General features: G+C 70.8%; 17 protein-coding genes and 2 pseudogenes. 7 read left to right on the top strand and 12 right to left on the bottom strand.

What is annotated here, in order from left to right:
- The first annotated feature begins 48 nt into the window (after nt 1-48).
- Nucleotides 49-1,002 (top strand): alpha/beta fold hydrolase, encoded by a 954-nt coding sequence (locus tag ACGF0D_RS19765; RefSeq protein ID WP_392877081.1) that lies wholly within the window; start codon nt 49-51, stop codon nt 1,000-1,002.
- Here ACGF0D_RS19765 and ACGF0D_RS19760 read toward each other — a convergent pair.
- The 3 genes and pseudogenes from ACGF0D_RS19760 to ACGF0D_RS19750 all read right to left on the bottom strand — a co-directional run.
- Nucleotides 984-1,148 (bottom strand): annotated as a pseudogene (locus ACGF0D_RS19760) (CGNR zinc finger domain-containing protein); the annotation flags it as partial. The gene ACGF0D_RS19765 and the pseudogene ACGF0D_RS19760 overlap by 19 nt on opposite strands.
- Nucleotides 1,149-1,211: 63 nt before the next feature.
- A complete protein-coding gene (locus ACGF0D_RS19755; RefSeq protein WP_392917915.1) occupies nt 1,212-1,577 on the bottom strand; it encodes a hypothetical protein in 366 nt (121 codons plus the stop codon).
- A 110-nt stretch (nt 1,578-1,687) separates the two neighbouring features.
- Nucleotides 1,688-1,912 carry a hypothetical protein gene (locus tag ACGF0D_RS19750; RefSeq protein ID WP_392918068.1) on the bottom strand — a complete coding sequence of 75 codons (225 nt, stop codon included), beginning with the start codon at nt 1,910-1,912 and terminating at the stop codon, nt 1,688-1,690.
- Between ACGF0D_RS19750 and ACGF0D_RS19745 the strand changes: the two are divergent.
- Nucleotides 1,832-1,996 (top strand): annotated as a pseudogene (locus ACGF0D_RS19745) (FtsX-like permease family protein); the annotation flags it as partial. The gene ACGF0D_RS19750 and the pseudogene ACGF0D_RS19745 overlap by 81 nt on opposite strands.
- Before the next feature lie 22 nt (nt 1,997-2,018).
- Nucleotides 2,019-2,219: a hypothetical protein gene (locus tag ACGF0D_RS19740; protein ID WP_392918065.1), complete on the top strand. Its 201-nt coding sequence runs from the start codon at nt 2,019-2,021 to the stop codon at nt 2,217-2,219.
- A gap of 83 nt (nt 2,220-2,302) precedes the next feature.
- On the opposite strand, the gene ACGF0D_RS19735 is transcribed toward ACGF0D_RS19740, so the two are convergent.
- The 7 genes from ACGF0D_RS19735 to ACGF0D_RS19705 form a co-directional block, all read right to left on the bottom strand.
- Nucleotides 2,303-5,344, bottom strand: a complete 3,042-nt coding sequence (locus ACGF0D_RS19735) for an alpha-mannosidase (protein ID WP_392917913.1) — start codon at nt 5,342-5,344, stop codon at nt 2,303-2,305.
- Nucleotides 5,345-5,364: 20 nt separating this feature from the next.
- Nucleotides 5,365-7,119 (bottom strand): beta-galactosidase, encoded by a 1,755-nt coding sequence (locus tag ACGF0D_RS19730; protein WP_392917910.1) that lies wholly within the window; start codon nt 7,117-7,119, stop codon nt 5,365-5,367.
- 43 nt (nt 7,120-7,162) lie between these two features.
- Entirely contained in the window at nt 7,163-9,154 is a 1,992-nt protein-coding gene (locus tag ACGF0D_RS19725) for a glycoside hydrolase family 5 protein (RefSeq protein WP_392917907.1), read from the bottom strand.
- Between the two features lie 110 nt (nt 9,155-9,264).
- The gene (locus ACGF0D_RS19720) at nt 9,265-10,104 is read right to left on the bottom strand and encodes a carbohydrate ABC transporter permease (protein ID WP_392917904.1); all 840 of its coding nucleotides are present in this window, start codon (nt 10,102-10,104) and stop codon (nt 9,265-9,267) included.
- Nucleotides 10,105-10,111: 7 nt separating this feature from the next.
- Nucleotides 10,112-11,101, bottom strand: a complete 990-nt coding sequence (locus ACGF0D_RS19715; protein WP_392917901.1) for a carbohydrate ABC transporter permease — start codon at nt 11,099-11,101, stop codon at nt 10,112-10,114.
- Nucleotides 11,101-12,372: an ABC transporter substrate-binding protein gene (locus ACGF0D_RS19710; protein WP_392917898.1), complete on the bottom strand. Its 1,272-nt coding sequence runs from the start codon at nt 12,370-12,372 to the stop codon at nt 11,101-11,103. The genes ACGF0D_RS19715 and ACGF0D_RS19710 overlap by 1 nt, the downstream gene beginning before the upstream one ends.
- A gap of 158 nt (nt 12,373-12,530) precedes the next feature.
- Nucleotides 12,531-13,688, bottom strand: a complete 1,158-nt coding sequence (locus tag ACGF0D_RS19705) for an ROK family protein (RefSeq protein ID WP_392917896.1) — start codon at nt 13,686-13,688, stop codon at nt 12,531-12,533.
- Nucleotides 13,689-13,855: 167 nt separating this feature from the next.
- On the opposite strand from ACGF0D_RS19705, the gene ACGF0D_RS19700 reads away from it, so the two are divergent.
- The 3 genes from ACGF0D_RS19700 (at nt 13,856) to ACGF0D_RS19690 (ending at nt 17,440) form a co-directional block, all read left to right on the top strand.
- Nucleotides 13,856-15,958 (top strand): alpha-galactosidase, encoded by a 2,103-nt coding sequence (locus ACGF0D_RS19700; RefSeq protein ID WP_392917893.1) that lies wholly within the window; start codon nt 13,856-13,858, stop codon nt 15,956-15,958.
- A gap of 77 nt (nt 15,959-16,035) precedes the next feature.
- Entirely contained in the window at nt 16,036-17,061 is a 1,026-nt protein-coding gene (locus ACGF0D_RS19695; RefSeq protein ID WP_392917890.1) for an ISAs1 family transposase, read from the top strand.
- 166 nt (nt 17,062-17,227) lie between these two features.
- Nucleotides 17,228-17,440 carry a hypothetical protein gene (locus tag ACGF0D_RS19690; RefSeq protein ID WP_392917887.1) on the top strand — a complete coding sequence of 71 codons (213 nt, stop codon included), beginning with the start codon at nt 17,228-17,230 and terminating at the stop codon, nt 17,438-17,440.
- Nucleotides 17,441-17,594: 154 nt separating this feature from the next.
- On the opposite strand, the gene ACGF0D_RS19685 is transcribed toward ACGF0D_RS19690, so the two are convergent.
- Together ACGF0D_RS19685 and ACGF0D_RS19680 are read right to left on the bottom strand one after the other, a co-directional pair.
- Complete coding sequence (locus ACGF0D_RS19685) at nt 17,595-18,446, bottom strand: IS5 family transposase (protein ID WP_392917885.1); 852 nt, start codon at nt 18,444-18,446, stop codon at nt 17,595-17,597.
- A gap of 425 nt (nt 18,447-18,871) precedes the next feature.
- A complete protein-coding gene (locus ACGF0D_RS19680) occupies nt 18,872-19,087 on the bottom strand; it encodes a hypothetical protein (RefSeq protein WP_392917882.1) in 216 nt (71 codons plus the stop codon).
- Between the two features lie 301 nt (nt 19,088-19,388).
- On the opposite strand from ACGF0D_RS19680, the gene ACGF0D_RS19675 reads away from it, so the two are divergent.
- Entirely contained in the window at nt 19,389-21,092 is a 1,704-nt protein-coding gene (locus tag ACGF0D_RS19675) for a GMC oxidoreductase (RefSeq protein WP_392917880.1), read from the top strand.
- Nucleotides 21,093-21,121: the final 29 nt, after the last annotated feature.

Raw genomic sequence — 21,121 nt, 5'->3', positions numbered from 1 at the left:
CCGGCCGACGGGGCGCGACGACCGACCGCAACGAACGAACGGACCACCATGCACCAGCACCTCGCGGCCGAGTACCTGCGCAGCAGCGCCCCCGCCGCCGGCACCGCCGTCTTCCTGCACGGGCTCGGCGGGTGGACCCACAACTGGGCGGCGCTGATGGACCTCCTGCGGACCTCGGTGCACTGCCTGGCCCTCGACCTCCCGGGCTTCGGGCGGTCCGCTCCCCCGCCCGACGGCATCGTCACCGTCGGACGTCAGGCGGCGGCCGTCGCCCGTCACCTCGAGCGCACCGGGCACCGCCGCGTCCACCTGGTCGGCAACTCCCTCGGCGGCCTCACCGCCCTCCACCTCGCCGCCCGCCGGCCGGACCTGGTCGCGACGCTGACCCTCGTCTCCCCGGTCCTGCCCGCCTTCCCACCGCCCCAGGCCCTCCGCGTGGCCCTGCTCGGTCTGCCCGGAGCCTCCCGACTGTACGCCCGACGCGTCTCCACGCAGAGCCCCGAACGGCAGCTGGACGACCTCTACCGGCTGATCTACGCGGACCCGGCCCGGGTCGGCCGCGAGCAGCGCGCGACCGAGGCGCGGGAACGACTGCGCCGGTCCGAACTGCCCCACACCCACGCCATGCTGGCCGAAGGAGTACGGGCCGTGGTCCGCTCACAGCTGCACCGAGGCCGGTCGTCGGCCTGGTCCCAGGCAGGCCGGGTCCAGGCGCCCACCCTGCTCGTCTACGGCCGGGAGGACCGCCTCGTCCCCTTCCGTACGGCACCCCGGACCCATGCGGCCTTCCGCGACGCACGTCTTCTCTCGCTGCCGGACGTCGGACACGTCGCGATGCAGGAGCGCCCCGCCCAGGTGGCCACCGCGCTCCGCGCCCTGATCGCCGATTCGGAGCGCGCCCCGGCACAGGTCGGCACCGGGCCCGCGACGGCCCCGGGCGCTCCGGCCGCCCGGCAGTGTGCCCGGTACCCGCCCGGCAGGAGTCAGCGGGTGCGTTCGTAGTGGCGGCGCGCCTTCTCGTGGTTGCCGCAGACCGCCATCGAGCACCAGCGGGCGCGGTTGGCACGGCTGCGGTCGCGCGGGAACAGCCGGCACCCGGCGTTGGCACAGGGACGCAGTCGGCCGGGCAGCCGCTCCTCGGTGGCGGCCCCGGTAGCCGCTGACCGGGTGGCACGGCAGGGGCCCGCCCTGCCGCGCCGTCCGGTGGTCGGTCAGCGGCCGGCGGCCCGCGCGATCAACTCCGCGACCGCGTCCGGACGGGAGACGTAGACGGCGTGACTGCCCGACACCTCCTCGGCCCGGGCGCCGCCCCGATCGGCCACGAGGTCCCCGACAAGGTCAAGACCGTCACCCGGCAGCGCTACGCGGTTGCGCACTTGAACGGGTTCCAACTCGTGGTCGCGGGCGTCGACACCGGCACGGTCGACCGCGCCGTCAAGCCGCAGCGTCGCCGGGTCGACCGCCGACATCGTCGCCGGCAAGGTGCTGGTCGACCGGACCACCGCCGATGCCGACCATCTCGCCATCGGCTCGCAGGTCGAACTGCACTTCCTCAACGGCAACGTGGGCACGCTCACGACCGGCGCGATCAGCAAGCCCCCGGCGGGCGCGGGCAAGGACGGCAGCAGCTGGGAGGTTCCCGCGACACGCTCGGCCGGTTCGCCCCCGAGGCCAAGGACTTCACCCTCTACCTCAACACCACCCCGGCGCCGACAAACAGCACGTACAGAACGCCCTGGCCGCCGCCCTCGCCGGCTACCCGCACATGACCGTGCAGAGCCAGGCCGACTACAAGAAGCAGATCACCGGCCAGGTCGACACCGTCCTCTACTTGGTCTACGCCCTGCTCGCCTTCGCGATTGTCATCGCCGTCCTCGGCGTCGCCAACACCCTTGCCCTGTCGGTGATTCAACGCCCCCGCGAGATCGGCCTGCTACGCGCGATCGGCACCTCTCGGAGTCAGGTCGGCCGGATGGTCCTCCTGGAATCCGTCCTCATCGCCGTACACGGCGCGCTGCTTGGCCTCGGCCTGGGCCTCGCCTTGGGGCCTCGCTGGACAAAAGGTCCTCACCCTCTACGGGATCACCGCCCTCAGCATCCCGTGGACCACCGTCCTGACCGTGCTCGCCGGAGCGGCCCTGGCGGGCCTCGTCGCCGCGATCCTGCCCGCGGCGATGGCGGCCCGCACCCGCATCCTGTCCGCCATCGCCACCTCCTGAGACCACCGGCCGGCCCCGCCCTCCCGGATGAGGCCGGCCGGCCGCCCGCGACCACGCCTGTGCCGGGGTCGCGGGGCTGGTGATCACTCGTCTGCGGCGACCCGTAGCCGGAGGGTGAGGATCTGGAACGGCCGCAGTGTCAGCTCCACCCGGCGGTCGCCCGCCCACACCGCAGGGGTGTGATCGGGTCCGGCAAGAGGACGTTCCAGCAGATCGGTAGCGACCGCGGTCTCCAGGGGGAAGCCGGTCGTCAGGGTGGCCTGCGCCCGTCCGCCGTGGGCCTCGTAGAGGCGCACCACGACGTCGCCGGATCGGTCGTCGGCGAGCTTGACGGCTTCGATGACGACGGCGTCGTCGTCCGCCCCGACCAGCGGCTTCACCGCCACCGAACCGGGGATTGCCTGATCCGGCAGGTTGAGGTGGTAGCCCTCGCGTACGGCGTCGGCGATGTCGGCGCCGATGACGAGGCCGCAGCGGAGCCGGTGGTGGCCCTGGTCGGCGTCCGGGTCGGGGAAACGCGGGGCGCGCAGCAGAGTGAGCCGGACGGTGGTGGTGGTGCCGCCGTCGGGACGGACGTCGCGGGTGACCTCATGGCCGTAGGTGGAGTCGTTGACCAGTGCGGCGCCCCAGTCGTTCTCGCCGACGTGCAGGTAGCGGTGGGCGCAGATCTCGAACTTGGCGGCGTCCCAGCTGGTGTTGGTGTGGGTGGGGCGTTTGACGTGGCCGAAGGGGATCTCTGCGCTGGAATGATCGGCGCGCAGGTCGAGCGGGAAAGCCGCCTTGAGCAACTTCTCCTTCTCGTGCCAGTCGATCTCGGTGTCGATGTCGAGCCGGCGGGAGCCCACGCGCAGTGAGAGCAGCTGCTCGATCCGCGAGTCTCCGAAGAGCCGGACGATCCTGACCCCGCCGGGCGCGGCGGTCACCGTCTCGGCCTCGGTGAGGTCGTGGACGGTGTTGCGGTAGAACTCGTCGATGTCCCAGGCGTCGTACTCGTTCGGGAAGTCCTGGTGCAACTGCAGCAGGTTCGCCGCCGCACCGGGGGCGATGGCTTCGCGGCCGGCCGCGAGATCGATCGCGGAAGTGACCAGGCCGCGGGCGTCGATCTCGATCCGCACCAGGCCGTTGTCGAGGACGAAACCGTCGCCGCACGCGACGGGAGCGACGGCCGGGTCGGCGAGGGCGGGGCGGATGGCCGCGCCGAAGGCGGGGATGCCGCTACGGTCGTACGGGGAGGCGTTGAAGACGACGGTCTTCTCACCGCCGCCGGCCAGCGCGCGCTGGGCCGTGTAGACGATCCCGTGAAGCTCATCGAGGACCTCGGCGTAGGTCTGCTCGGCCTCCCGGTGCACCCAGGCGATGGAGGAGCCGGGGAGGATGTCGTGGAACTGGTGCAGCAGCACCGTCTTCCACAGTCGGTCGAGCGCCTCGTACGGATAGGAGAAGCCTGCACGAACGGTCGCCGTGGCCGACCAGAGTTCGGCCTCGCGCAGCAGGTGTTCGCTGCGCCGGTTGCCCTGTTTGGTGCGCAGCTGGCTGGTGAGGGTGCCGCGGTGGAACTCCAGGTAGAGTTCGCCCGCCCAGACGGGTGCCTCGGGGTACTCGGCTTCGGCACGGGTGAAGAAGTCGGCGGGGGGCTCGATGACCACCCGGGGGGATCCCTCCAGGTCGGCGAGTCGGGCGGCACGGGCGAGCATCTCGCGGGTGGGGCCGCCGCCGCCGTCGCCGTAGCCGAACGGGAGCAGGGAGCTGTTGGCCGCACCCTTGTCCTGGAAGTTGGCGACGGCGTGGGCGAGTTCGGCGCCGGTGATCTCGGCGTTGTAAGTGTCGACGGGCGGGAAGTGGCTGAAGATCCGGGTGCCGTCGATGCCCTCCCAGCGGAAGGTGTGGTGCGGGAACTTGTTGGTGGTGTTCCACGAGATCTTCTGGGTGAGGAACCACCGCACTCCGGCGAGCTTCATCAGCTGCGGCATGGCCGCGTTGTAGCCGAAGGTGTCGGGCAGCCACATCTCCTGGGTCTCGGTGCCGAACTCGTCGAGGTAGAAGCGTTTGCCGTGGATGAGCTGCCGGGCGAGGGCCTCGCCGCCGGTGATGTTGGTGTCCGGCTCCACCCAGAGGCTGCCGACCGGCAGGAATTGCCCGCTCTTCGCCTTCTCCTGGACGCGGGCGTACACCTCGGGGCGCTTGTCCTTCAGCCAGGCCAGTTGCTGAGCCTGGGACATGGCGAAGCGGAACTCCGGATGCTCGTCCATCAGTTGGGTGACATTGGAGACGGTCCGGGCGACTTTGCGGACGGTCTCGCGCAGCGGCCACAGCCAGGCGGTGTCGATGTGCGCGTGCCCGACGGCGGAGATCCGGTGGGCGCTGGGCGCCGCGGGCGTGAGCAGCGAGGGCCGCAGCACCTCGCGCGCGGCGGCGGCGCTCCCACTGACGTCCTGCAGGTCGACGGCGTCCAGGGCGCGTTCGATGGTCTGCAGGAGCTGCCAGCGGCGGGGCTCGGCCTCGGACAGCTGGTGCATCAACTCGCCCAGCACGTCCAGGTCCTGGGCGAGTTCCCAGACCTGGGTGTCGAACACGGCGAGGTCCAGGCGGAGCAGCTGGTAGAGCGTCTCGCCGGACTGCCCCGAGCCGGTCGTCCAGGACGGCTTGCTCCCGAGCGTGGTCGGCGTGTGGCTGTCGCACAGGGCCGGGTTGGCGGCGGCCTCGATGTAGTAGGTGAACTCCTCGCCTCCGGCGGCCGGGCCGGCGATCGGCAGCCAGGCGTTGCGCGGGTTGATCGCCTTCACCACGTTGCCGTCGGCCCGGTACACCAGGCCCTCGCTGGAGAAGCCCGCGCCGGTGACGTTGAAGCCGAGGTCGAGGACGGCCTCGACCCGTTGCCCGGCCCACTCCTCCGGGACCTTGCCGGTGATCTCGAACCAACTGGTGGACCACGCCGGCCCCCAGCGGTGGCCGACCGACACCGGCCGGTACGGCGCGGCGAGGCCTTCGGCAACCGGCACCGGCTCCCCAGGGGCGTTCCAGACCCCCACCCGCAGCGGGACGGTACGGCCGTACACGGCGGGCCGGATCCGCTCGGTGAGCACCCGCTTCAGGCGCTGTTCGATGAGGCGTTGCTTGCTGTGCATGATCGGCCTCCGTGGCTTCGTCAGTCCTGGGTGGGGCCCAGGTCGGGCAGGTTCCGCAGTTCGACGGTGCGGGTGACGGCGGCGTGGAGTTCGAGGACGGTGATCTCGTTGCGGCCGGGACGCAGGACCGGCGCGGGCACGAAAAGGGTGGTCTGCGGGCCGCGGGACCAGTAGCGGCCGAGTGGGAAGCCGTTGATCCAGGCGTGCCCCTTGGTCCAGCCGGTGAGGGCGAGGTAGCCGTCGGCCGGCCGGCCGAGCACGAACGAGCCGCGGTGGAAGGCCGGCCCGACCGCGGGCCGGGCGGTGTCCGCGAGGGTGAAGGCGAGGTCGTCGAGGCGGGTCAGGGGCAGCGGGCGACTCTCCCAGTGGGCGAGCTCGGCGCCGTTGACCGTGACCTCGCCGAGGAGTCCCTTGCGGTCGTGGATGCCGGGCCCGTAGTTGACCCGGCCCTGGTTCTCCACCAGCACCGACAGCTGCGCACCGTGCCGCGGCGAGAGGAACGCGAGGGCGTGCTCGCGCGTCTCGCGCTCCAGGACGCCGACCGGCTGCCCGTCGACGAAGACCTGCGCCCGGTCGCGGACCTCGCCGACCCGCAGCACGGCCGGTCCCGCCATCGGGACGATCGTCTCGTAGAGCACGAACCCGAAGTCCTGGCCGAGCTGCTCCATGCTCAGCGGACGGCCCGACGGCACGGCCCGGCCGAGGGCGTGGACCTGGTCCAGCAGGCCGGCGCACTCGGTGAGCTCGACCGTCCCGGGGGCGAGCTTCGGAGCGGGGGCGGGCACCGGTTCGGCGGGGACGGGCGCGTGTCTGGCGATGACCTCGCGGAAGGCCTCGTACTTGGGGGTGGGGTCGCCGGCCTCGTCGAGGAGTGAGTCGTAGTCGTAGGAGGTGACGGTGGGCCGGTAGGTGCCCTTGTCGTTGGCACCGTTGGTGAAGCCGAAGTTGGTGCCGCCGTGGAACATGTAGATGTTGACGGACGCGCCGGCTGCGAGCAGCCGTTCCAGGTCGGCGGCCGCGTCGGCGGCGTCCCGGGTGGTGTGGACGCCACCCCAGCGGTCGAACCAGCCGATCCAGAACTCCGAGCACATCAATGGCCCGGTCGGTTGGTGCCGACGCAGTTCGGCGAGGCCGGCGTCGACGCGGCTGCCGAAGTTCACGGTGCGCAGCACGCCGTCGAGGCCGCCACGGGCGAGGTCGGCGGGCTGGTCGCAGGTGAACAGGGGCACGTCGACGCCGTGGGTGTGCAGCAGGTCGGCGAGCTCCGCGAGGTAGACGGTGTCGGAGCCGTACGCACCGTACTCGTTCTCCAGCTGGACGGCGATGACCGGCCCGCCGCTGGTGGACAGGTATGGCTTGACGGCTGCCATCAGGTTGGCGAGGTAGTCGTCGACGGCTTCGAGGAAGCGGGGGTCGCGGCTGCGCAGTTCGATGCCGTCCTCGGCGAGCAGCCAGGAGGGCAGGCCGCCGCACTCCCACTCGGCGCAGATGTAGGGGCCGGGGCGGAGCAGCACGTGCAGGCCCTCGTCGGTGGCCGCGTCGAGGAAGCGGGGGAGGTCGAGACCTCCGTCCAGCCGGAATTCACCGGGCCGGGGGGCGTGGAGGTTCCAGGGGACGTAGGTCTCGACCGTGTTGAGTCCCAGCAGGCGCGCCTTGTGGAGCCGGTCGGCCCACTGCTCCGGGTGGACGCGGAAGTAGTGCAGTCCGCCGGAGATGATGCGGAACGGTCGGTTGTCGAGACGGAAGCCGTCTGCGGCGATCTCCAGCTGCGGCATGCCTTGGTACTCCTCGGGGGGTGGGGCTGAGATCAGGGGTGGGTCAGCTCAGCGGGCGGCAGAGCAGGGCGTCGGGGACGTAGTGGTCCTGCCAGCCTCCGTGAGCGATGCCGGCGACGTACTCGTTGTCGGCGCACTGGCCCTTGTAGTCACCGGAAGCCCAGTCTCCGTGTATCGAGCCGGCGTTGGAGGGGTTGTCGCCCCAGTCGAACCACACGGTGCCGCGGCCGGCGGTCGGCAGCGTGGTGGCTGCGGGTGCGCAGAGCAGGCCGGAGAGCGAGTTCCCGTCGACGCTGTAACCGACCGCGAAGTGGTTGTCCGGGCACTGCAGTTTGAGGTAACCGGAGGCCCAGTCGCCGTGGGTGACGAAGCGCTCGTCGGTGACGGTGACCCAGGGTCCGCTGGACTTCGCGGGCTGGGAGGCGTCGGTGCACAGGCCGCGGCTCTTGGAGCGGCTGACGCCGAGCAGGCGCTGGGAATCGGGGCAGTTGCCCTTGTGGTTGCCGGGCCTCCAGTCTCCCTGGGCGAGCATCCTGGCGGAGAGGTTCTGGTCGCCGTGATCGAGGTTGATCATGTTCCAGTGATCGGCCTGCGGCACGGGGCCGGTCCTGGCGGGCGCGTTGACCAGCTTGTTCCAGTCGCCGGCCCGCCAGTCTCCGGGGTCGTTGACGCTGAGCTTCCTGCCGGTGGCGTCGTAGTTGATCAGCGCCCAGTTGTCGTTCGGCTTACCGGTGGCGTCCATCCAGCCGATCAGTGGCCACTGGGCGAAGTCGGTGTCGTTTTGTACCAGGATGTCGGTGAAGTTCTTGAACCAGACCCTCTCCTTGGCGTCGGCCTCCCTCTTGTCGGGGTTGTCGCCGTTGCCTCGGCCGCCGTCGCCGAACTCGCTGATCCACACCGGGGCGGTGAAGTGCTGCCCCTCCTGGGTGACGAACAGCGCCTCGTCGTTGACGGCCTGGACCAGTTGCTGCGGGGTGAGGTCCCGGTAGCGGGGGTCGTTGGTTTCGCCGTTCTGCCAGCCGCCGTCCGAACCGGTGTGGTTGGGTCCGGTGAAGCCGTAGAAGTGCGCGGAGTAGACCAGCTTGCCGGATCCGATCAGGGTGTTGGACAGGGTGCGCACCGGCGTGAGCATCGGTCGGCCGTGGCTGAACAGCCCGGAGGGGATGCCCTGCCAGTTGATGCCCTCCATGATGATCAGCATGTCGGGGTCGGCCTGGAGGATCTTGTTGCCGGCCTCTTCGAAGGCGGCGTATTCGTCATGGGAGTCGCCCCAGCCCCAGTTGGGGTCGTCCCAGGTGTCGCGGCGGACCTCATTGCGCAGGTCCGCGCCGACCACGCGCTTGTTCGCCTTGTACCGGTTGGCCAGGAACACCCAGTCGTCGACCCACTGCTCGGTGGACTGGCCGCTGTTCCACCGCTCGTTGCCGTCCAGGCCGCAGCAGAACCGGTAAGTGGTGGTGTGGTTGTTGAGGATGACGGCGAACCCGTCGGCGGTGAGGGCGGCGACCACCGCGTCGTACACCTGCAACGGGGTCTTGCCCTTGAGCTGCGGGTTGGCGGTGACGGCGGAGTCCGGGACGACGGTGCTGTCGTGGATCATCGCGTTGGCGAACGGCAGCCGGATGCTGTTGATCCCGAGGGCGTGGAAGTCGGCCGTGATCTGGCTGAGCGGCGTGCGGTCCAGGCCGAGCGGGATGTTGTTCGACATCTGCTTCGCCTGGTGGTTGACCACGTCGTTGACGTCGCCGCTGCCCTCGTACGTGCCCTGGGCGCCGGCCCAGTTGCCGGCCTTGAGCTTGAAGCGGTTGCCGCCCGCGTCGACGATGTACCGGCCCCGGGTGGAGAGCGGGCCGGTCCAGGAGGCGGCGAGCTGGGCACCCGTCATCGCGACGGGATCGGCGGTGGTGGCGGCCGAGGTTGGGGTCGCGGCGGCACCGGGGGCGGCACCGACGAGCAGGGCGGCCGCGGCGAGGAGGGCGGGAAGGCTGCGGGTGGTGGGTCTCGCGCGGCCGTACGCGGTTCTGGCAGATCTCATGGCGAATCTCCAGGAGAGCGGGGCGGGAGGAAGGGGTGGTGCGGGCCCCCGGGCCCGAGATCAGGTCTCGTGTTCGGGTCCGGGGCATCAGGGGAGACGGCCCGGGCGGCTCAGCCCTTGAGACCGCTGGTGGCGATTCCTTCGACGATGTAGCGCTGGGCGATGAGGAACATCGCGACCAGCGGGGCGACGGTCACGACCGCACCGGCGAACAGGCCGGGCAGGTTGATGGTCTGTGAGGTGAGGAAGGTGGACAGGGCGATCTGTGCGGTCCAGGCGGACGGGTCCTGTCCGATGACCAGCGGCCACAGGAAGGCGTTCCAGCTGTCGATGAAGGCGAGCGCGCCGAGCGAGGCGAGCATCGCACCGGAGGAGGGCAGGGCGATCCGGCGGTAGAGGCCGAGCCAGCCGAGGCCGTCCAGGCGCCCGGCCTCCTCGATCTCGGCCGGGAACTGCAGGTAGAAGTTGCGGAACAGCAGGACGGCGAAGGGATTGAACAGCCCGGGCGCGATGACGCCCCACAGCGTGTTGACCCCGCCCATCGAGCCGACCACGACGAAGGACGGGACGAAGGTCACCGACCCGGGGATCATCAGGGTGGCCACCACCAGCGCCAGCAGGAAGCCGCGTCCCGGCACCGGGATCCGCGCGAAGGCGTAGCCGGCGGCCGAGGCGAGCAGGGTCGACAGTGGAGCGGTGATCCCGGCGATCAGCAGGGAGTTGCCGAGTGCCTGCCCCATGTGGAGGGTGGGGTCCTCGAAGAGCGCGGTGAAGTTCTCCCAGTGCATCTGCGAGGACCACCAGGTCCACCGCGGCGAGGTCAGTCCCTGGGAGTCCATCAGCGCGTTGCGCAGCATCAGGTAGAACGGCGTCAGGAAGACCACCGTCAGCAGGCCCACCAACAGGCCGCGCACGCCGGGGCGCACCCGCCTCAGCAGGGTCGACGTCATGGTCGGCTCACTCCTCGCCCTTGCCGAAGCCGGTGAACCGGCCCTGAATCAGAGTCACTCCCACGATCAGCGCGGTGAGTACGAAGGCCCCGGCCGATCCGAGGCCGTAGTTCTGGGCACCCATCGCGGTGTTGTACAGGTAGACCAGCGGGGTTTGCACCGGGGCCGTGCCCGTCCCGGAGAGGCCGCTGCTGAACAGGTTGTAGAACTCGTCGAAGGCCTGGAAGGCGGCGATGAACTGGAGCATCAGCACGGCGACCGAGGTGTTGCGCAGCATCGGGAGGGTGATGCGGCGCAGCATCCGCCGTCCGGTGGCGCCGTCCAGGGCGGCGGCCTCGTACACGTCCCTGGGGATGGCCTGAAGACCGGCCAGGAAGAGCACCATGTAGAAGCCGACCTGGAGCCAGAGGCGGACGGTGACCAGGACGATCCAGTACAGCGGCGGGTCGGTGGTCTGCAGCCAGGGCACGGCGTCCATGCCGAACCAGCCGCCGACCATGTTGGCGATGCCGGCGGGCAGGCCGTTGAACAGGCACATCTTCCACAACAGCGAGGCCGCGACGTAGGAGACGGCGGTGGGGATCAGGAAGGCGGTCCGCACCAGCGCCCGGCCGCGTCTGACCCGGTGCACCAGCAGCGCGAGGCCGAGCGAGACCCCGAACGTGATCGGGACGATGACCGCGGTGAACAGCAGGATCTGGACCAACGAGGAGCGGAAGGCCGGGTCTCCCAGCAGCTGTCGGTAGTTGTCCAGACCGACCCAGTGGCCGAGCGCGATGGTGCCGTGGGCATCACTGAGACTGAGCAGCAGGCTCCAGCCGATCGCGACGTACTTGAAGACACCGAGACCGATCAGCATCGGGGCGGTGAGCAGGGCGAACGCTCCCCAGGCGCGCCGGTCGGCGCGCCGCCCGCGGGCCGGAGCCAAGCCCCTCGGCCGAGCCGAAGGGCGCCTGGCCCGCTCGGGGCGCACGGTGGTGTCCGGGCTGGCGGCCATCAGGATCGCTGCTTGTCCACGGCGGTCTGGGCCTGCTTGGCCGCGTCGGCCAGGAGTGCGGCGGGATCGCCCTGCCCACCGACGATCTTCGCGGCGGCCGCGGCGAGCGGGGTGGAGACCGCGGTGTCCCAGGTGTTGGGGTTGTGCCTGCCGTACTTGGCGGCGAGTTCGGCGGTCTCCTTGGCGGTGCCCTGGGCGAGCTTGTCGGCGGCGGCGGCCACGGAGGTGCGGGGCGGAATGTGGAAGCCGTAGCTCTCCGCGAAGTCCTTCTGGAGGTCGGTCTGTTCCACCCACAGCCACTGGACGAACTTCTTGGCCGCGTCCGTGTGCTTGCCCTTGGCGTTGACGCAGCTCGTCCAGCCACCGACGTGCAGGACCGGGGTGCCACCGGGTTTGAAGGCGGGCCAGGGCAGGACGCCGAAGTCGTCGCCGAGCGCGGTCCTGATCGCGGGCATCGCCCACAGGCCGCACCACTGCATCGGAACGACGCCCTGGGTGAAGGCGGACGGGTCCCACCAGTCGGTGGTGAAGCCGAGCAGTAGGGACTGGTCGTCGTGCAGGCGCTTGAGGCCGGCCACCGCTTCGACGGCCTGCGGGGACGCGTAGGCCACGGTGCCGTCGGTGACCAGGTCGCCGCCGTTGGAGAACACGGCCAGGGACGGGGTGTCGCCGATCCCGTCGTTGCCGACGAACAGGCCCTTGCCGTTCTTGGTGGTCAGCGCCTTGGCGGCGGCGGCGAGTTGGTCGAAGGTGGTGGGCGGGGTGATGCCCGCCTTGGCGAGGGCGCTCTTGCGGTAGTAGAGCATCATGACGTCGTCGACCATCTTGACGCCGTAGAGCTTGCCGTCGACCGTCACGTAGTCGATGTCGCCCGGGTTGAAGTCGGCCTCGGCAGCGCCGTACAGGTCGTCGAGGACGGCGATCTGGCCCCGCCGGGCCATGCCCGCGCTGAGGTCGCCGATCTCGAAGACGTCCGGGGCGCCGTCGGTGAGCAGGGTGGCGTTGAGCTTGCTGGTGTAGTCGCCGGGCACCCAGGTGACCTTGACCGCGATGTCCGGGTGGGCCTTGGTGAAGCTCTCCGCGTAGCGGGTGGCGGCCTGCTGGGTGCCCGCCTCGCCGTAGGCGTGGAACCAGACGTTCAGCGTGGTCTCGGCGCCGGACGAGCCGCCGCCGAGGGGGCTGGTGCTGCAGCCGACCGCCGCGCCGGCGACGAAGAGGAGGGAGCCGCCGAGGAAACCGCGTCGGCTAAGCTGCGGCCTGTATGCGCTCATGTCGCATCCTTGAGGGTGGGGGTGTGGGTGTGTCCGTCCCGGTCGGTGTCCGACGTCAGTTGCTGCCAGGCATTGACGGACACCGACCGGGTGTGCGGTGTGATGCGGTTGTCGTGACGGTGGTGCGGCGGCTCCCGTGCGTCCGGCGGAGCCGCGGGTTACGGGAAGAGCGCCTGGATGCCCAGGACGGCGGCTCCTCTGGCCCACTCCTCCCAGGGGAGCGGACGCAGGGTCAGTGGGCACTTCGCCGCAGCCTTGAAGCAGTGGGCGGCGTAGGCGTCCTTGATGTGCACTCCGAACAGGTCGTAGGTGTCGAGCCCCTCGCCGGTGACGACGACGCGCTCGGGGCCGAACAGGTTGACCAGGGTCGCGATGCCGGTGCCGATCGCGTGCCCGGCCCGGGCGAAGGCCTCGCGGGCGGCGGGGTCTCCGCCGCGGGCGAGCTCGACGGCGCCGTCGAAGTCGAGGTCCGGTCGGCCGGCGCCGCTGCGGATCGCGCCCAGGATGGCATCGCTGGAGGCGATCGCCTCCACGCAGCCCACCTGGCCGCAGTGGCACAGCGGTCCCGCCGGATCGATGCTGATGTGGCCCACCTCGCCGGCGACACCGTACGCGCCCGCGATCAGCCGGCCGTTGACGACCAGTCCGGACCCGATGCCCGCACCGATGGTGATCAACGCGAAGTACTCGGTGCCGATGCCCTCCCCGAACCAGTGCTCGGCGGCGGTGAGGGCCTTGACGTCGTTCTCCACGGTGACGCTCAGGCCGGTCGCCTTCGCCACCGTCTCGGCGAGCGGGACGTCCCGCCATCCGGGGAGCACCGAGTAGCGGACGGTGCCGGCGGCACGATCCACGTCGCCGGAGACCGCGATCCCGAGGTGGCGGGTGCGGGTGCGGAACGCGGGGTCGGCGTCCAGGAGCTCGTCGACCAGCTGGGTCAGCAGTACGCTCACCGCCTCTGGGCTGCGGTCGCCGAGCCCGCAGCCCGCGGTCGCCCAGGCCTTGGCCCTGAGGTCGCAGACCGCGCCGAACAGGCGATCGGCGCTGATCTTGACTCCGACGAAGAACTCCCGGTCCGGGGTGACCGCCAGCGGGTTCACCGGGCGGCCGGCCCCGGGCGCTGTGCGCTCCGGAGGGAGTTCGTGCAGATAGCCGTCCTCGATCAAGGGTCGCGCGGCCTTGGTGACCGCCGTCGACGACAGGCCCGTGCGGCGGGCCAGTTCGACCCGGCTGAGCGGGCCCTCGGCCAACAACATGCCGAGGACCGCGGTTTCGGCCGGCGCGGTGACCAAGGGCTGCGAATGGTTGGGAAACACGGCTGCAACCTACTCGTAAATAAATAACTTCGTCCAGTATTGATTCCAGCAAATTTTCAGCCTAATCTCAGCTCGCTTCCGTGCTGTCACGCACCAGGGCCCCGCCCGGACGGCTGCTCCATCGCCCGGCCCGGTCCCGCCGCCCTCCTGACCTCCGGGAACCATCCGTGCCTGCTGACACCCCTGCCGTCGCCTTCGATCCCGCACTCGGCCTCGCAGTCCTGCACACCCCGAACAGCACGTACGCGGTTCGGATCGGCGCCGACGGCAGCCCGCGCCATCTGCACTGGGGGCCGGCCCTCGACGCCGCCTCGCTCACCGACCCCCGCTCCCCCGCCGACAGCAGCTTCGAGGACGAGGCCGCCGCCGACGAACTCGCCCCACAGACCGGTGCCCGCTTCGGCCCGGCCGGCCTCCGGGTGCGCTTCGCCGACGGCACCGTCGGCGCCCAGTGGCACTTCGACGGCCACGGCATCGACGACGGCGAGCTGCGCCTGCGCCTGGTCGACCGCCGTTACCCCCTGGCCGCCGACCTCTGCTACCGCGTGCGCCCCGGCAGCGACGTGATCGAGCGCTGGACCGAGCTGACCCACACCGGTGAGACCGGGCACATCGTCATCGACCGTCTGGACTCCGCTTCCTGGACGGCGCCGCCCCTCTCCGACTACCGGCTCAGCCACCTCGTGGGCGGCTGGTTCAGCGAGTTCCAACTCCAGCGCGACCGGCTGCCGGTCGCCGAGACCGTGCTCACCAGCCGCCGCGGCATCACCGGCCACCACGCCAGCCCCTGGCTGGCCCTGGACGACGGCACTGCCACCGAGGAGCACGGCGAGGTGTGGAGCACCGCCCTGGCCTGGAGCGGCAGCTGGCGGATCACCGTGCACCGCAACCCGGTCGGCCGCGCCACGTGGACCGGCGGCTTCGGCCACGAGGGGCTCAGCTGGAACCTGCGGCCGGGCGAGACGCTCCAGACTCCGGTCTTCGCGGGCCTCTACACCCCGGACGGCTTCGGCGGGGCCAGTCGCGCCTGGCACGCCCACGTCCGCTCCCAGGTCCTTCCGGAGCCCGACCGGGACCAGCCCGTGCTCTACAACTCCTGGGAGGCCACCGGCTTCGACGTCGACACGGCCGGCCAGCTCAGGCTCGCCGAGCTGGCCGCACGGCTGGGCGTGGAACTCTTCGTCCTGGACGACGGCTGGTTCGGAGCCCGCACCGACGACCGAGCCGGCCTCGGCGACTGGACGCCCCGACCGGCGGCCTTCCCGGAGGGCCTGCGGCCGCTCGCCGACGAGGTCCATCGCCTGGGCATGGCCTTCGGGCTCTGGGTGGAGCCTGAGATGGTCAACGCCGACAGCGACCTGTTCCGCGCGCACCCCGACTGGGCGGTCCACACCCCCACCCGGGACGCCACCGAGCTGCGCAACCAACTCGTCCTCAACCTGGCCAGGCCAGAAGTCGAGGCCTGGGTCCACCGGACACTGGACCGGCTGGTCGCCGAGAACGACGTGGACTGGCTCAAGTGGGACGCCAACCGCCCCTTCACCGAGGCAGGTTGGCCAGGCCACCCGGACCCTGACCGGCTGTGGATCGATCACACCCGGGCCGTCCACCGGATCATGGACCGGCTCCGCACCGACCACCCCGGCCTGCGGATCGAGGCCTGCGCCGGCGGCGGCGGCCGCGTCGACCTCGCCATCCTCGCCCGCACCGACCAGGCCTGGACCTCCGACAACACCGACCCCGTCGACCGGATCTCCATCCAGCACGGCTTCAGCCAGCTCTTCCCGGCACAGGCCATGGCCGCCTGGGTCACCGACAGCCCGAACGGCATCACCGGCCGCACCACCCCGCTGCGCTTCCGCTTCCACGTCGCCATGGCCGGCGCGCTGGGCCTCGGCGGGGACCTCACCCACTGGACGCCGGAGGAGCTGACCGAGGCGGCCGAACTGGTCGCCCGGTACAAGGAGATCCGTCCCCTGGTCCAGCACGGCGAGCAGCACCGACTCACCGGCGCCGGCGGCACCACGGCCGTCCACTACGCGGCGGCGGACGGCACCGAGCACGCCCTACTCGCCTGGCGCCCGGCCACTCGCTTCGGCCACCAACCCGCCCCGCTGCGATTGCCCGCCCTGGACGACCAGGCCCGCTACCGGGACCTCGACACCGGGGAGGAGTACGGCGGCGCCCTCCTGCGGCACCGGGGAATCGAGCTGCGCCTGCCCGTCGGCGACCACGCCAGCCGCCTGATCCGCCTGCGCCGCCTGGGCTGAGCGGCGCCCACCGTTCCTGTGCAGCCCTCCGAACCGGCCGTCCCGGCCCTCCGCCACCGACCCCCGGAGCTCCTGACATGACCACACGACGCGTGCTGGTCGCCGCCTCTGCGGTGGCTGCCGGTGCGCGCTCGTACGCGGCCATCGGCCAGTGGTCGGCGAACGCTCCGCAGCACGCCCTGGCCCGGCTGGGCGCGCGGGTCGTGGGTGCACTGGGCGTGCGGGTCGCACCGAGTGCCGCCACGGTCCGGCGAGTGATCGGCCTGGTCTGCCCGGGCGGACTGGCCGATCTGACCGGTGCCGATCCTGCCGGCTCGGACTCGATCGCCGTCGATGGCAAGGCCGCCCGCGGCTCCCGGCACGGCACCTCACCCGCAGCCCACCTGCTCGCGGCGATGACCGGCGACGGTCGGACCGTCACTCAGCTGCGAGAGCCCGGCAAGACCAACGAGATCGCCTGCTTCGCCGCCCTGCTGGAGCCCTACGACCTGGCCGGGGTCACGGTCACGGCCGACGCCCTGCACACCCAGCGCAGTCACGCGCGCTTCCTCGTGGAGAAGAAGAAGGCCCACTACCTGCTGGTAGTCAAGGCCAACCAGCCCGAACTGCACCGCAGGCTACGGGCGTTGCCGTGGAAGGACGTCACCGCCCGCCGCTACGACCGCGAGATCGGCCACGGCCGCAGAGAGACCCGGGCGACAAGGGCACTCACCGTCACCGGCCTCGGACTTGACTTCCCCCACGCGGCCCAGGCCGTGCGCATCCTGCGCCACCGCACGGACCTCGCGACCGGCGCCGTCAGCCGCCAGACCGTTTACGCGATCACGGACCTGACCTCGCAACAGGCCTCGCCCCAGCGGCTCGGCCGACTCGCCAGGTCGCAGTGGACGATCGAGAACCGGCTCCACTTCGTCCGCGACGTTACCTTCGCCGAGGACGCCTCGAAGATCCGCACCGGCCACCGACCCGAGAACATGGCGACCCTGCGCAACCTGGCGATCAACGCTCTCCGTGCCGCCGGGCACCGCAACATGGCCGCCGGCCTCCGCCACACGTCTTACGAGCCCTTCACCCGCCCACTCGACCTTCAGGGCATCGCCTGATCAGCACATTCGAGCGATCACGAGACTTTGCAGCGCACCTGGGCCGGTACTGCGCGAGCAGTGCCTGCCGGGGGCCTTCGTGCGCACTGGGGTCACCAGCGGAGGTTGTCGCTGGTGGTAGCGAAATCGAGCCGCGACGTTCTATGGGAGAGGGACGACCGTCCGGGTGACCTACCCGGGCGAGAAAATGTTCGGTCTCGATGACACCGAGCGTCCGTCGGCCCGAGCCAGTGGAGCAGTGGGCCTTCTGGCTCCAGTCCCGCACCACGGCCCGCGCGCCAGTGCGTACACGCTCGCCACGCGCGACCAGTCGTTCCCGGCCGACCTGATCGCCGCCATGGCAGAGGAGGCCGAGAAGGTCGTCGCCGCTGACGGGTAGCTCCACAGTGGCAGATGGAACGCGGCCGTTAGCGACTCGGTCGACTGCTTCGCCGGACAGGTCGATTTCGCCGCCGTCGTCTCGCGGTCCACCTGCTTGGAAGTCGAGCAGCCCCACGCGGGCTTCTACATCGCTTAGGACGTCCGCCAGTAGGTCATCGGATGCGTGGGTTCCGGGGCCGGGTGTTCCAGCGGTAAAGGGGCCAGGCGCGGCGGATCAGGCAGCGGACGGTGATGATGGTGGCGGCCAGGGCGAGGAAGAACTCGATGGCCGCTCTGCGGCGTTCGGTGCAGCGTCGGAGCTTGCCGAAGTTGTTCATCCAGGAGTTCGTGCGCTCCACCACCCAACGGCCTCCGGTCTGGATCGGGGTCTTCGCGCCTCGTGAGGCGACGTGGGCGTCGATCCGGCGGGCGGCCGGGTCGTCGTGGACCACGCGGTAGTCGTATCCGGCGTCCAGGGCGAGGCGCGGGTGTTCCGGCAGTGGTCCGAGGGCCGGTTCCAGGGCGGTGAAGCGGTCGAGGATGGCGGGCAGCAGGGTGTGGTCGCGGGTGTTGGCCGGCGCGGGCTCGGTGATCAGCGGTATGCCTGTTCCGTCGGTCAACTGCGAGCGTCTCAAACCGAGTTTGGCCCGGTCGACCGGGTTCTTGCCGGCGCACTCGCCGCCGGAGGGCGCCTTGGTGTTGCAGCCGTCGGCGCTCAGGCGGTCGAGTTCGAGGCCGATCATGCGGTCGTAGGCGGCGAGCGCGAGCAGTCGCAGATCCTCCATCACGCCGGCGGCGATCCACTCGTCGCGGCGCCGGCGCAAGGTGGTGGCCGAGAAGTTCGCGTCCGCGGCCCGTTCGTATCCGCAGCCGAAGACCAGGACCTGCACCAAGCGGTCGAAGACGACGGTGTCGCTGATCCGCGGGTTGTGGCAGCCCAGCGGATGCCGGTCCTCACGCACGGGCAGCAGCGCGAGGAATTGGTCGCGGATCGGGTCGAGAATGCATGATGGGGCGGCAGGCACAGATCCCCCGGTGATCATGAAGCGTAGAGAACTCCATGATCGGGCGAGCCGTGCCCGCCCTGCCGCCACCACCTACTGGCGGACGCCCTAAGCCGACCCTTTACTAAGCCGACCCTTCGGCTTCCCCCTCACCCCGGGGGCCGGACAGGGACCACCGGAGTGACCCACGAGGGCCTGTGCCGCGCATCCGCGCGGGCACGGGCCCTCGTGCCGTTCCCCGGCCGCACACCCGTACGACCGGCGGTGCGGCACCCCGGGACCGGCACGATCACCTGACCTGCCGGCCCTCCGATCTCACCCCGGGGTGCGTGTCACCGAGTGCGGCCCACGGGCCGGCCCCGGGCGGCTGATCCTCGGCGAGACGTGGGCCTGGCCGGCGGTCGGCGACGGCCCGCTCCGCCCGGGTGGCGTGGCGGTCGCTCGCTTCACGCGAGGCTGGCCGACGCTTCACCCGGAAGTTCGGCCGGCAGGTAGTCGTAGCCGAATCGGCCTGGCATCGCCTGGGCGAGCGCCCGGACCAGCGCCGCCTCCGGTGTGGCCAGCTCGGCGGCCAGCCGCCGCAGCTCCGAGTGCTGATGGTCGATCACCTCGTCTGCCGCGAGGTAGGCGCCGAGGTCGTCGGTCTCCGGTTGCAGAATCATGCCATCCACGGTGTCGCGCGCACTGTCCGCCGCGGGCGGAATTCCACCCCCTGGACAGGGGCCTTGGGCCGCTGTGGTTGCCCATGCTCACCGACAAGGAGCGTATGCCCTCCAGTAGGCCTTGCGCCGTGAGCGTCACCAACGGGAGATCGCCGACCGCGACCGCGAGGCCGCCTTCCAGGCCCACTCCTGGATCCACCGGTCGCGGCTGATCGCAGCCTGTGTGAGACTTGTCCGCATCTGGTCACTGAGAGTGACTGTCTTGTATCGCGCAGCGACATCCGGGGAAAAGAGTGGGACCTTGTCCGATATCCAGGCGTTCGACGTCATCATCGTCGGCTCCGGGGCTGCCGGCGGAATGGCGGCGCACGAGCTCTGTGCGGCGGGCGCTCGCGTCCTGATGCTGGAGGCGGGCCGGGACTACGATCCCGGGACCGAGACGCCGATGTTCAACACGCCGCAGGACGCGCCGCTGCGGGCGGCCTCGACGTCGGACAAGCCGCAGGGCTTCTACGACGCCACCGTCGACGGCGGCTCGCAGATCGCCGGTGAGCCCTACAGCCAGGCGGACCCCCCGAATCCGGACAAGTCGAATCAGTTCAGCTGGTGGCGGCCGCGGATGCTGGGCGGCCGCACCAACCACTGGGGTCGGGTGGCGCTGCGCTTCGGACCGTACGACTTCAAGCCGAAGACCCGTGACGGACTGGGCTTCGACTGGCCGATCGAGTACGCCGACCTGGCGCCGTGGTACGACAAGGCCGAACGCCTCGTCGGAGTCACCGGCCTTCCCCACGGGATCGAGAACGCCCCCGACTCCCCGCCCGGCGTCCAGCTCCCACCGCCGTCCCCGCGCGCCTTCGAGATCGTCCTCGGCCGGGCGTTCGAGCACCTGGGCATGAAGGTGGCGGCGATCCGGGCGGCCGTGCTCACCCGCCCGTTGAACGGCCGCGCGGCGTGCCTGTACTCGACCCAGTGCACCCGTGGCTGCGCCAGCCGCTCCAACTTCCAGAGCACGACCGTCCTCATTCCCCCCGCCCGCGCCACCGGCAACCTCACCGTCGTGTGCAACGCCATGGTGTCCCGGGTCGACGTCGACGCGACCGAGCGGGCCACCGGGGTCACCTACAACGACCGGGTGACCGGCTCCGAGTTCTCGGTCACGGGGCGAGTGGTGGTGCTGGCGGCGGGAACCTGCTCGTCGGTGCGCATCCTGTTCAACTCGCGAAGCGCCGCGTTCCCCAACGGGATCGGAAACGGCCACGGGCTGGTCGGCAAGTACCTGATGGACTCGGTCGAGTTCTCGCGCTCGTCGCGAATTCCGATGCTCGAAAAACTCCCCGTGCTGAACGACGACGGCATCTTCACCCCGCACATCTACGTGCCGTGGTGGCTGCTGCCCGAGCAGGCCGCCGGGCAGCTCGGGTTCCCGCGCGGGTACCACATCGAGCCGCGCGGGGGCCGCAGGATGCCGACCACCGGCGTCAAGAACCTGATCGACGACGGCAGCGCGACCTACGGCGACGCCCTGCGGACGGAGGTCCGGCGGAAGTACGGCACGGACGTCACCCTCATCGGCGAAGGCGAGATGATCCCGAACGAGGACTCCTTCTGCGAGCTCGATCCGACGGGCAAGGACAAGTGGGGAGTTCCGGTCCTGCGGTTCCACTGGAAATGGGGAGATTCGGAAGTCCGGCAGGTCACGCACATGCACGACACCTTCAACAAGGTCTTCAGCCTGCTCGGCGGCGTACCGGACACCAGTCCCGTCGCGATGCCGCAGGGCGGCGGAGCGGTCCACGAGGTCGGCGGCGCGCGGATGGGGACCTCGCCGCAGAACTCCGTGCTCGACTCCTACAACCAGTGCTGGGACGTGAGGAACCTGTTCGTCGTCGACGGCGCCGCGTTCGCGTCGAGCCCGGACAAGAACCCCACGCTCACCATCCTCGCCCTGGCCGCGCGGAGTTCGGCCCGCATCCTCGAACTGCTGCGGAACGGCGGGATCTGACCGCACCAGGCGCCCAAAAGCCAAGCGAG

It is taken from the genome of Kitasatospora sp. NPDC048298, assembly GCF_043201465.1.
Lineage (GTDB): Bacteria > Actinomycetota > Actinomycetes > Streptomycetales > Streptomycetaceae > Kitasatospora.
Note: the sequence above shows the minus strand (reverse complement) of the source record. Positions and strands in the feature narration are given on the sequence as shown.